The sequence below is a fragment of the Aeromonas sp. sif0611 genome, assembly GCF_019218845.1.
GTDB classification, from domain to species: Bacteria; Pseudomonadota; Gammaproteobacteria; order Enterobacterales; family Aeromonadaceae; genus Aeromonas; species Aeromonas media.
In genome coordinates, this window is sequence record NZ_JAHUWU010000009.1 from 53345 (window position 1) to 64762 (window position 11418).

General features: G+C 62.5%; 10 protein-coding genes. 7 read left to right on the forward strand and 3 right to left on the reverse strand.

What is annotated here, in order from left to right:
• Window positions 1–97 precede the first annotated feature (97 nt).
• Entirely contained in the window at window positions 98–3793 is a 3696-nt protein-coding gene (gene metH / locus KW824_RS17775) for a methionine synthase (protein ID WP_218410572.1), read from the reverse strand.
• A 202-nt stretch (window positions 3794–3995) separates the two neighbouring features.
• On the opposite strand from metH, the gene KW824_RS17780 reads away from it, so the two are divergent.
• Window positions 3996–5273 (forward strand): sodium:proton antiporter, encoded by a 1278-nt coding sequence (locus KW824_RS17780; protein ID WP_041206775.1) that lies wholly within the window; start codon window positions 3996–3998, stop codon window positions 5271–5273.
• 449 nt (window positions 5274–5722) lie between these two features.
• Entirely contained in the window at window positions 5723–5899 is a 177-nt protein-coding gene (locus KW824_RS17785; RefSeq protein WP_005326732.1) for a hypothetical protein, read from the forward strand.
• 113 nt (window positions 5900–6012) lie between these two features.
• Here KW824_RS17785 and KW824_RS17790 read toward each other — a convergent pair whose 3' ends face one another.
• Window positions 6013–6534 carry a GNAT family N-acetyltransferase gene (locus KW824_RS17790; RefSeq protein ID WP_041206779.1) on the reverse strand — a complete coding sequence of 174 codons (522 nt, stop codon included), beginning with the start codon at window positions 6532–6534 and terminating at the stop codon, window positions 6013–6015.
• A gap of 220 nt (window positions 6535–6754) precedes the next feature.
• On the opposite strand from KW824_RS17790, the gene KW824_RS17795 reads away from it, so the two are divergent.
• Complete coding sequence (locus KW824_RS17795; protein ID WP_005331711.1) at window positions 6755–7018, forward strand: hypothetical protein; 264 nt, start codon at window positions 6755–6757, stop codon at window positions 7016–7018.
• Window positions 7019–7092: 74 nt separating this feature from the next.
• On the forward strand, window positions 7093–7947 hold the full coding sequence (locus tag KW824_RS17800) for a neutral zinc metallopeptidase (RefSeq protein WP_218410574.1): 855 nt from the start codon (window positions 7093–7095) through the stop codon (window positions 7945–7947).
• A gap of 79 nt (window positions 7948–8026) precedes the next feature.
• Here KW824_RS17800 and KW824_RS17805 read toward each other — a convergent pair whose 3' ends face one another.
• A complete protein-coding gene (locus KW824_RS17805; protein ID WP_218410576.1) occupies window positions 8027–8704 on the reverse strand; it encodes an adenine nucleotide alpha hydrolase in 678 nt (225 codons plus the stop codon).
• A gap of 154 nt (window positions 8705–8858) precedes the next feature.
• Between KW824_RS17805 and KW824_RS17810 the strand changes: the two genes are divergently transcribed.
• The 3 genes from KW824_RS17810 to KW824_RS17820 all read left to right on the forward strand — a co-directional run bounded on the left by KW824_RS17810 (window position 8859) and on the right by KW824_RS17820 (window position 11387).
• A complete protein-coding gene (locus tag KW824_RS17810) occupies window positions 8859–10175 on the forward strand; it encodes an MFS transporter (RefSeq protein WP_218410578.1) in 1317 nt (438 codons plus the stop codon).
• Between the two features lie 131 nt (window positions 10176–10306).
• Window positions 10307–11023, forward strand: a complete 717-nt coding sequence (locus tag KW824_RS17815; RefSeq protein WP_161507621.1) for a MarC family NAAT transporter — start codon at window positions 10307–10309, stop codon at window positions 11021–11023.
• A 160-nt stretch (window positions 11024–11183) separates the two neighbouring features.
• A complete protein-coding gene (locus KW824_RS17820; protein WP_041206780.1) occupies window positions 11184–11387 on the forward strand; it encodes a hypothetical protein in 204 nt (67 codons plus the stop codon).
• The last annotated feature ends 31 nt before the right edge of the window (window positions 11388–11418 follow it).

Sequence of the window (11418 nt, forward strand, 5' to 3'; positions counted from 1 at the left end):
CAGATGTAAAACGGCGGCACCAGACTGGTCTGTCCCCCAGTACAGGATGCCGCCGTTGTTCGTCAAAGATCAATCTGGACTGACCGGTCGCAACGCCTTAATTCAGGTTCGGCCCCAGCCAGCGCTCGGCCTCCACCAGCGTCATGCCTTTGCGCTGGGCATAGTCTTCCACCTGATCGGGCTGGATCTGCGCCACTGCGAAGTACTTGCTCTCGGGGTGGGAGAAGTACCAGCCCGACACCGCCGCCCCCGGCCACATGGCGTAGGACTCGGTGAGCTGCATACCGATGGCCTGCTCTACATCAAGCAGCTCCCAGATGCTGCCCTTCTCGGTGTGCTCCGGGCAGGCCGGATAGCCCGGCGCCGGGCGTATGCCCTGATAGTTCTCGCGAATGAGCTCCTCGTTGCTGAGGGCCTCGTCCGGGGCATAACCCCAGTGCCGCTTGCGCACCTGCTCGTGCAGGTATTCGGCGAAGGCTTCGGCAAGACGGTCGCACACCGCCTGGATAAGGATGGCGTTGTAGTCGTCGTGATCCGCCTTGTAGGCTTGCGCTATGGCTTCCTCGCCGATGCCGCCGGTCACCGCGAAGGCGCCGATCCAGTCGGGCTTGCCGCTCTCCTTGGGGGCCACATAGTCCGCCAGACAGTAGTTGGGGAAGCCCTGCTTCTCGCTCTGCTGGCGCAGGTGGTGCAGCACCTTGATGACCTCGGTGCGGGACTCGTCCCTGTAGACCTCTATGCTGTCCCCCACCCCGTTGGCGGGGAACAGGCCTATGATGCCGGCGCAGCGCACGCTCTGATCTTTCTCCAGTTGGTCGAGCATGGCGTTGGCATCGGCAAACAGCTTGGTTGCCTCTTCGCCGATGATCTCGTCTTCCAGGATGCGCGGATACTTGCCCGCCAGCTCCCAGCTCAGGAAAAACGGCGTCCAGTCGATGTAGGGGCGCAGCACCGAGACGGGCACGTTCTCAAAGGTCTGCACACCCGGCTCGCGGGGTGCAGGGGGCTCATAGCCGACCCAGTCAAGCTGATGGCGGTTGGCGCGGGCGTGGGCCAGGGAGACCGGCTTGGAGCGAGGTTGCTTGCGGGCATGCTGATCCCGCGCTATCTCGTACTCCTTGTCGATGCGGGCGACGAAGGCGGGCTTGAGCTCGGGGTTCAGCAGGCTCTGGGCCACCCCGACGGCGCGCGACGCGTTGGACACATAGACCACGGGCTCGGAATAGTTCTGCTCTATCTTCACCGCGGTGTGCGCCTTGGAGGTGGTGGCACCGCCGATCAAGAGCGGCAACTTGAAACCCTGGCGCTCCATCTCTTTCGCCACGTGCACCATCTCGTCTAGGGACGGGGTGATCAGGCCGGACAGGCCTATGATGTCCGCCCCCACTTCCCGCGCCGTCTTGAGGATGGTCTCGCAGGAGACCATGACCCCGAGATCGACGATCTCGTAGTTGTTGCACTGCAGCACCACGCCGACGATGTTCTTGCCGATGTCGTGCACGTCCCCCTTGACGGTGGCCATCACTATTTTGCCGTTGCTGGAGCCGCCGGACTTCTCCGCCTCTATGTAGGGCTGCAGGTAGGCGACCGCCCGCTTCATCACTCGCGCCGACTTCACCACCTGGGGCAGGAACATCTTGCCGGCGCCGAACAGGTCACCCACCACGTTCATGCCGTCCATCAGCGGCCCTTCGATCACGTGCAGCGGCTTGTCGGCCCCGGCCCGCGCCTCCTCGGTGTCCTCCTCGATGAAGTCGGTGATGCCCTTGACCAGGGCATGCTCCAGCCGCTTGCCCACCGGCCAGCTGCGCCACTCCTGATCTCGGGGATCCTCGGCCTGGGCGCCGGCGCCGCGATACTTTTCGGCGATGGCCAGCAGATCCTCGGTGGCGCTGTCACTCAAGTTGAGCACCACGGCCTCGACCTTCGCCTTCAGCTCCGCCGGAATGTCTTCGTAGATGGCGAGCTGACCGGCGTTGACTATCCCCATGTCCATGCCGTTCTGGATAGCGTGGTAGAGGAAGACGGCGTGAATGGCTTCCCGTACCGGCTCGTTGCCGCGGAAGGAGAAGGAGACGTTGGAGACGCCGCCGGAAATCATGGCGTGGGGCAGATGGGTCTTGATGTCCTTCACCGCCTCGATGAAGTCCACCGCGTAGTTGTTGTGCTCGTCGATGCCGGTCGCCACCGCGAAGATGTTGGGATCGAAGATGATGTCTTCCGGCGGGAAGCCGACCCTGTCCACCAGGATCCGGTAGGCGCGCTGGCAGATCTCGAACTTGCGGGCACGGGTATCGGCCTGGCCCACCTCATCGAACGCCATCACGATGACGGCGGCGCCGTAGCGGCGCAGCAACTTGGCCTGCTCGATGAATTTATCCTCCCCCTCCTTCATGGAGATGGAGTTGACCACAGGCTTGCCCTGCACGCACTTGAGGCCCGCCTCCAGCACCTCCCACTTGGAGGAGTCGATCATCACGGGCACCCGGGCGATGTCGGGCTCGCCGGCGATGAGGTTCAAGAAGCGCACCATGGCCGCCTCGGCGTCCAGCATCCCCTCGTCCATGTTGATGTCGATGATCTGGGCGCCGCTCTCCACCTGCTGCTTGGCCACGTCCAGGGCCTCGTCGTAGAGCCCCTCCTTGATGAGGCGTTTGAACTTGGCCGAGCCGGTGACGTTGGTGCGCTCCCCCACGTTCACGAACATGGACTCAGAGGTGATGATGAGGGGCTCGAGGCCGGACAGCCGGCAGGCCACCGGCAGCTCGGGCAGGACGCGGGGCTTGATGCCCGCCACGGCGTCCGCCATGGCGCGAATATGGGTCGGGGTAGTGCCGCAGCAGCCCCCCACCAGGTTGAGAAAGCCGCTCTGGGCCCATTCGCGGATATGATCCGCCATCTCACCCGCGTCCAGATCGTACTCGCCGAAGGCATTGGGCAGACCGGCGTTGGGGTGGGCGCTGACGCAGGATTCGCTGATGCGGGACAACTCTTCCACGTACTGGCGCAACTCGTCCGGGCCCAGCGCACAGTTGAGACCGAACGAAATGGGTTTGACGTGGCGAAGCGAATGATAGAAGGCTTCCGTGGTCTGACCCGAGAGGGTGCGACCGGAAGCATCCGTGATGGTGCCGGAGATCATCACCGGCAGGCTGTAGCCCAGCTCTTCGAACACCAGATCCACCGCGAAGGCGGCGGCCTTGGCGTTGAGGGTGTCGAAGATGGTCTCGATCAGTATGAGGTCGGCGCCCCCCTCGATGAGGGCATGGGTCGATTCTGTGTAGGCGGCCACCAGCTGGTCATAGGTGACGTTGCGCTTGCCGGGATCGTTCACGTCCGGCGAGATGGAGGCGGTGCGGTTGGTGGGGCCCAGCACCCCTGCCACGAAGCGCGGCTTGTGGGGCTCTTTGGCCGTCCACTCGTCTGCCACGGCGCGGGCCAGACGGGCCGCCTCCCGGTTGATCTCGGCCGAGAACGCTTCCATCTCGTAGTCGGCCATGGCGATGCGAGTGGCGTTGAAGGTGTTGGTCTCGAGGATGTCGGCCCCGGCGGCACAGTATTGATCGTGGATCTCGCGGATCACCGCCGGCCGGGTCAGCACCAGCAGATCGTTGTTGCCCTTGATGTCGGTATGCCAGTCGGCAAACCGTTCACCGCGATAATCCGCCTCACCGAGCCTGTACCCCTGGATCATGGTGCCCATGGCACCGTCGATGATCAGGATCCGCTCCTTGAGACAGGCTTCCAGTTTCTTTGTTACGTCCGACTTCTTGCTCGACTCTATGCTCGACACCGCTTCTACCCCTTACATCCATGCAACTGCGTGAGGTCCATCCTAGCAGCAAAAAAATCAAATGGAAATCTAGCCGTCTATCTGTCCGAAATATCGAGCATATACTCACAAATAGGTAATGAGTAAGATGTGGCCCGAGAGTACCCTATGCCCGTCCTCAACGGGGATACGTGCTTGCTGTTTACTAAAGAGAAAAATAACTATGAGCGTCTACTACACACTCTGTTTCTTGGCAGCGTTGGCGATCTTCATCGCCTTTGCCAACCAGTATGTCGTGAAGATCCAGACCACCATCGCCATCACCGCAGGATCCATGCTGATCTCCGCCCTGATGGTGCTGTTTGGTAAGTTGGGTTGGTTCAATCTGGAACCTCTGGCCGTCGAGACCATGGAAAGCATCGACTTCCAGAACTTCCTGCTGAAGGGGATCCTGGGCTTCCTGCTGTTTGCCGGTGGTCTCGGCATCAATCTGAAGGCACTGCGCAGCCAGAAATGGGAGATCACCATTCTCTCCATCGCGGCGACCCTGCTCTCCACCTTCATCATCGGCTACGGCTTCTGGTTCATCGCCAAGCTGCTGGGCTGGGAACTGCCGCTGGTCTATTGCATGCTGTTCGGTGCCCTGATCTCCCCCACCGACCCCATTGCCGTGCTCGCCATCGTCAAGAAGATGAAGGCGCCTCCCCAGATCGCTATCCAGATCGAAGGGGAGTCCCTGTTCAACGACGGGGTCGGCCTGGTGATCTTCGCCACCGTCTTCGCCGTGGCCTTTGGCGGCGTCGAGCCCACCTTTGGCAGCGTGGCCGGCCTGTTCCTGCATGAAGCCCTCGGCGGCATCCTGTTCGGCGCCGTGCTGGGCCTCATTGCCCACGTGATGATCAGCGCCACCGACGACGGCTCCCTGGAGCTGCTGCTGACGCTGTGCATCCCGACCGCGGGCTTCGCCTTTGCCAACATGATCGGCGTCTCCGGTGCCCTGGCCATGGTGGTCACCGGCATCATGATAGGCAACTGGACCCGCCAGTCCGGCTTCTCCGAACAGAGCCGCCACCACCTGGATCACTTCTGGGAGTTGATGGATCAGTTCCTCAACGCCCTGCTGTTCCTGCTGATCGGCCTGGCGCTGGTGCTGCTGGATCTGGCCTGGCAAGACTGGATCCTGCTGGTCATCGCGGTGCCGCTCTGCCTCGCCGCCCGCTTCATCAGCGTCTCCCTGCCCTATGTGGCCTTCCGCAAGTTCCGCAGCTACAACCGCTTCTCGGTGCGCATCCTCACCTGGGGCGGCCTGCGTGGCGGTCTGGCCATGGCCATGGCGCTGGCGCTGCCCTCCGGGGTCATGGTGCTGCCAGAGCAGGGCGTCGATCTGCGGGAGGTGATCCTGGTGATGACCTACTCGGTGGTGATGTTCTCCATCGTGGTGCAAGGCATGACCATCACCCCCATGATCACCGCCGCCAAGAAGGCCAGCGGCGACTACTGAGTCAGCCGCAGGCAGTCACTGGCAAAGGCAGAAGGGCTCCCTCGGGAGCCCTTCTCGTTGGCGGTCTGGCAATGGAAGATGCGGCATCGTCGCGACATCGCACAATTAGTGTTTGCTTTTTATTCATTTCGAAGAGAGAATGCGCACCGGCTAGTTAATCAGCCCAGTTTATGTTCGCAATGCTTCAACGTTAGATGAATCCTGCCAGTACCCACATAACCTTCCTCTGATTTACTCGCCTTGAGAACCGTCAGGCTGTCTGCCTGCGTTGCCCGGCTCTCACGGTGCAGACCCGATCTGCCCACCCAATTTGAACTATGCATCCGCATATTCCTTGATAGTGCAGACGCCCTTATGGGGCTGGGTATTCCTGCGCGGATCTGACCGCGCCCATTGACCTACATTTGCAAATACAAGGAGCAATTATTTAATTTATATAGAGAAATACCATGATGAAAGCCGTACAAACACACAAACCCCTGCGTCGCAGCAAACCCATCAACCTGCCCGTGCAAGAGCATGACTATGATGCGTTTCTGATCCAGTTCAGCACCCGCTCCAGCGGTGGCTTCGCCATCTCCTGTGATGGCATCCCTGGCGAGTTCTCCATCGAAGAACTCAACTGATCCTGCCCACCGGCAGCACCCGATGCAGACAGGCCGCAACTCACGGCGGCCCCCTTGTCTCCCTCGCCTTCAGCCTTGTGATCCCCTCTTCTGATTGACGGCCCTGCCATCCCTCAGACAGTGCAGGCCTGGGTATCGGCCGCTTCCAGCAACAGGCACTCGTCGGCATCCTCGCTCAGCCTGACCAGACGGCTGCGCACCAGACCCAGCTTGCCCAGCAGCGCCACAGATCGCTCGTTGCCCGGGGTGACAATGGCGATGACCCGCTCGATGCCGAGCCGCTCCCGCCCATCCTTGATCGCCGCCTGCGCCGCCTCTATGCCATAGCCCTGACCACGCCAGGCGGGCAGGAAGGCGTAGCCGATGTCTTCGCACGGCAGGGTGTCGCGCTTGATGAGCCCGCAGATGCCCAACTTGGCCTCGTCTTCCCGTCGCATCACCAGATAGAGACCGTGCCCGTGCTGGGCATAGCTGACCGCCGGCCCCTGCTGGATGTAGTTTTCGGCGTCGTCCAGGGTGCGGATCCCGCGATCGCCGATGTAGCGATGGAAATCGGGGTCGTTGAGCAGTTCGAGAATGAAGGGGGCATCGTCGGTATTGAGCTCGCGCAGGATGAGGCGCTCGGAGAAGATCATGGCAAAGGGCTCGTGTGATGAGAACAACAGCCATCAAGACTGCCCCCACAGCCGGCGCTTGGCAAGATCCCCGGCCAAAAGGAGGCCATCATGGACCTCAAACCGGCGACCACAGCCCCCGGCAGCCGACATTTAGTCCCTGCCACATGAGTCGCACGGCGGTTCCGGCTATACTGCCCGCCCTATCCCAATCCACAGTACAACAAACAGGAGATCCCCCATGACGGACACCACCGAATTCTTTGACGAACAGACACTGCTGGAGATGGTGGACAACCAGCTCGCCGACGGCCATCCCCTGCAGGTGAAAGCCACCCTGATGCGGCTGGTGATGAAGGGCACCCCGCGGGACGAGGCGCTGCAATACATCGCCTGTGCCCTCGGTGCCGAGCTGATGGCCATGGAGGCCGAACAGGGCCCCTTCAACCTGACCCGCTACGCCGAGTTCCTCGACTGCCTGCCCGAGATGCCCTGGGCCGAATAACCCCCCCTCATCAGGCGGGCCGCGCCAGCAGCCATTATCATTATTGCCACCACCAATGACGGGAGTATGGGGCTATGCGCTGGCAAGATCGCCGTGAGAGCAGCAACGTGGAAGACAGGCGCCAACAGGGCAGTGGCAGCGGGGGCGGCGGCCTGCCCCTCGGCGGCAAGGGCCGCCTCATCCTGATTGTCGTGGTCATGGTGGCGGGTTACTACGGCGTGGACTTGAGCCCATTGCTCGACGAGCCGGCCCAGCAGAGCCAGGCGCCGCGCCAGAATGTGTCTCAGCTGGCCAGCGATCCCCTGGCCAGATTCACCTCTGTGATGCTCGCCTCCACCGAAGACACCTGGGGCGAGATCTTCTCCCGAAGCGGCAACCAGTATCAGCCCCCCAGGCTGGTGCTCTATCGCGGAGCCACCCAGACCGGCTGCGGTCAGGGCCAGTCGGTCATGGGTCCCTTCTATTGCCCCGCAGACAGCACAGTCTACATCGATCTCTCCTTCTATCAGGACATGCGCGACAAGCTCGGGGCCGATGGCGACTTCGCCCAGGGCTATGTGGTCGCCCACGAGGTGGGCCACCACGTGCAGTACCTGCTCGGCATCTCGACCAAGGTGCGCCAGCAACAACAGGGGCTGAGCCAGGCCGCGCAGAACAAGCTGTCGGTCAAACTCGAATTGCAGGCCGACTGTTTCGCCGGGGTCTGGGGTCACCATATGGAGAAGGAGCAGGTGCTGGAGCACGGCGATCTGGAAGAGGCCCTCAACGCCGCCCAGGCCATAGGTGACGACCGCCTGCAGCAGAGGGGTCAGGGCCGGGTGGTGCCCGACAGCTTCACCCACGGCAGCTCGGCCCAGCGCCTCGCCTGGTTCAAGCGGGGCTTTGACAGCGGCAAGCCCGCCAGCTGCGACACCTTCGCCGCCCGCTGAGCCGGACCAGACGACAAGGCCGGATCCCCAGGGATCCGGCCTTGTCGCATCCAGCAAACGGGAGATGAGCCTGCCGCCGTCAGGGGGCCTCATCCGGCAGCAGATCGGTAAAGACGAAGCCATCCCGCACCACTGTCTCCCCCACCCGGATCGCCAGGGGCCGTAGGAACATGGGGCCATCAAAGGCCAGGGTGTGGAACTCGCCGTTCTCACCGCACGGATCCACCCCGTCCGGCAGCGCCGCCAGCAACACCTCGTCGAACTCGTGCCCCCCCAGGCTCATATCCAGCTTCTTGGGGTCGAGCGTGCTGATCCTGGCCCTCAAGCCGGCGGCCATCATCTCCTGCGCCAGCTCGCTCGTGTCGCTACCCCAGAGCGGGAACAGGGGCGCTATGCCGGTGCCCGCCAGCTGTTTCTCTCTATAGGCGCGCACATCTTCGAGGAAGAGATCCCCGAATGCCATGTGGCGGATCCCTATGGCCAGCACCTCGGCGATGAAGCCGGTCATGATCCGGCCATACTCTTCGTTGCTGCAGGGCCAGGGCAGATCGATGCAGTGCAGTGGCAGCCCCACGCACGCAGCCTGCTCCGTCAGCAACTGCTTGCGCACCCCGTGCATGGCCACCCGCTCGAACGCCTGATTCAGGGTGGTGAACAGCCCCACCACCTCGATCGCCGGATCCTGGCGCAAGCGATGCAGGGCCCAGGCGCTGTCTTTTCCGCTGCTCCAGGAGAGCAGTACCTTTTTCTTCGTCATGACCTCTCCAATCCCTTGCCGCAAGGTGCTGCAAGACAGTGTTGCGAATTGTGCGATTTACATCGAGGGACACAAAAGCATACCCTCGTGGGTGAGCGTATCCCCGCAGAACGTGGGGGAGAATAACTAAAAAAACGATGGGAAACATAAGGATATGACCACAGTCAGCACACATTATGACCACAATCGCCCCCTCAACCGACAGGATTACAAGACCCTGAGCCTGGCGGCGCTGGGCGGCGCCCTCGAATTCTACGACTTCATCATCTTCGTCTTCTTCGCCGTGGTGATAGGCGAGCTCTTCTTCCCGGCGGACATTCCCGAGTGGCTGCGCCAGTTCCAGACCTTCGGCATCTTCGCCGCCGGTTACCTGGCCCGCCCGCTGGGCGGCATCATCATGGCTCACTTCGGCGATCTCATCGGCCGTAAGCGGATGTTCACCCTCAGCATCATACTGATGGCGCTGCCGACCCTGCTGATCGGCCTGCTGCCCACCTATGCCACCCTCGGCATTGCCGCCCCGCTGTTGCTGTTGCTGCTGCGGATCCTGCAAGGGGCCGCCATCGGGGGCGAAGTCCCGGGGGCCTGGGTCTTCGTGGCCGAACACGTACCCGCCCGCCGGGTCGGCGTCGCCTGCGGCACCCTCACGGCAGGGCTGACCGCCGGCATACTGCTCGGCTCCCTGGTGGCCACCGCCATCAACCGCGGCATGAGCCCGATCGAGGTGAGCGAGTGGGGCTGGCGTCTGGCCTTCGTGCTCGGCGGTGTGTTCGGCATCGTCGCCATGTACCTGCGCCGCTGGCTGCACGAGACCCCGGTCTTCGCCGAGATGCAGGCGAACAAGGCCCTGGCCGAGGAGCTGCCCCTGAAGACTGTGCTCCGTGAACACAAGGGCAGCGTCATCGTCTCCATGCTGCTGACCTGGCTGCTCTCAGCCGGCATCGTCGTGGTGATCCTGATGACCCCGACCTATCTGCAGAAAGTGCATGGCATCAGCCCCGCCGATGCCCTGACCGCCAACTCCCTGGCCATAGTGGCCCTCACCCTGGGCTGCATCTTCTACGGTCGCCTGATAGACAGCCTCGGCAGCGGCCCCACCTTCGTCCTGGGTTCCCTGCTGCTGGCCGGAGCCACCTATGCCTTCTACCACGGCCTGGCGGCGGGTATGGATCAGCTGATACCGCTCTACATGCTGGCGGGCTTTGCGGTGGGGATCGTTGGCGCCGTGCCCTATGTCATGGTCAACGCCTTCCCGCCCGTGGTGCGCTTCTCCGGGCTGTCGTTCTCCTACAACGTGGCCTACGCCATCTTCGGCGGGCTCACTCCCATGCTGGTCACCCTCTGGATGAAGAACGACGTGCTGGCACCCTCCCACTATGTGGTCAGTCTGGCCGGTCTCGGCTTCGTACTGGGCCTCTGGCTCTGGCTGCGCCAGCGCACTCGGCGTCAGGTCACGCCACAAACCGCCTGATCAATACGGACCCCGGACTGTCGGGGCCCGCTTGTTCCGGCTATATTCAGCCGGGCTCCCGTAGAGTTGCCCCCCCTTAAGGCCAGACCCGCGTCTGGCCCTGTTGTTTGCCAACCACCCCGAGGTGCAAGATGTTTTTCCAGGTCGTATTCATCGCCTTGCTCGCGCTGCTTCCCATGGTCAATCCCCCCACCACGGCGACCCTGCTGCTGGGATTGAGCAAGGGCATGTCCCGTGAGCACATACGCCGTCAGATCAATCTGGCCGCCATCTATCTGTTCGCCACCCTCTGCGTCAGCTTCTTCATCGGATCCTCCATCCTGGATCTGTTCGGGATCTCCATTCCCGGCCTGCGGCTGGCCGGTGGCCTCATCATCGCCTTCATCGGTTTTCGCATGCTGTTCCCGGCCCCCAGCCAGGCCGCCGGGGTCGACATCAACCAGAGCATCGCCTTCGTGCCACTCACCATGCCCAGCATGTGCGGGCCGGGCACCATGGCCCTGGTGATCAGCGGCGCCGCCCAGATTGCCGAGCTGCCCGACGAGTACAACCGTTTCGTCATCTATGCCGCCATGGTGACCGCCTTCGCCCTGATGAGCCTGCTCAGCTGGGGCGTGCTCAAGCTGGCGGATCCGGTCTGCAAGATCCTCGGCGCGACCGGCATCGACGCCATGACCCGCATCATGGGCTTCCTGCTGGTGTGCATGGGCATGCAGTTCTGCATCAACGGCATCAAGGAGGTGGCGCAGGATCCCGTGTTCCACGGCGCAACTACGGTGCAGACGGCCCCTGCGCAGTCACACCCCTCCGCCGCCCTCGATCACCTGCCGGCCCCGCACCAGCCCTGACTGAAAACGGTGTCATCTCGGCTCGGGAATCGTCACCGAAGTTGCGCCTGATCATGTTGTCCATGCACGGATGGGTTAGTCTGTTTTTTGTACAGGCAGGGTTCAGAGGGCCGCGGCTAACGTGACCGATGCAGACCCAATCACTTGAGGAGACATGCAAATGGAAGAGATGCTGACCGAGATTGGAAGCTACAGCCTGTTTCATGAATATCTGAACGTAGTCGGGGCCGCCAGCCCAGCCCTGACCCGGATCAAGAGCAGATGGGAATACAAGCGAAGCGATCGGCTGGTCGCCCAGATCAGGATAGATCCGCAAGGCCACGCGCGATTCTATATCGATGCCCGTGCCATATCGGTCAACTGATCCCCATCAACCCCCTCACCCGCCCCGGTCC

Coding starts and splice junctions, on each gene's coding strand:
- KW824_RS17795 (WP_005331711.1), top strand. CDS start 6,755: ATGACGGACACCACCGAATTCTTTGACGAACAGACACTGCTGGAGATG.
- KW824_RS17815 (WP_161507621.1), top strand. CDS start 10,307: ATGTTTTTCCAGGTCGTATTCATCGCCTTGCTCGCGCTGCTTCCCATG.
- KW824_RS17780 (WP_041206775.1), top strand. CDS start 3,996: ATGAGCGTCTACTACACACTCTGTTTCTTGGCAGCGTTGGCGATCTTC.
- KW824_RS17785 (WP_005326732.1), top strand. CDS start 5,723: ATGATGAAAGCCGTACAAACACACAAACCCCTGCGTCGCAGCAAACCC.
- KW824_RS17810 (WP_218410578.1), top strand. CDS start 8,859: ATGACCACAGTCAGCACACATTATGACCACAATCGCCCCCTCAACCGA.
- KW824_RS17820 (WP_041206780.1), top strand. CDS start 11,184: ATGGAAGAGATGCTGACCGAGATTGGAAGCTACAGCCTGTTTCATGAA.
- KW824_RS17790 (WP_041206779.1), bottom strand. CDS start 6,534: ATGATCTTCTCCGAGCGCCTCATCCTGCGCGAGCTCAATACCGACGAT.
- KW824_RS17805 (WP_218410576.1), bottom strand. CDS start 8,704: ATGACGAAGAAAAAGGTACTGCTCTCCTGGAGCAGCGGAAAAGACAGC.
- KW824_RS17800 (WP_218410574.1), top strand. CDS start 7,093: ATGCGCTGGCAAGATCGCCGTGAGAGCAGCAACGTGGAAGACAGGCGC.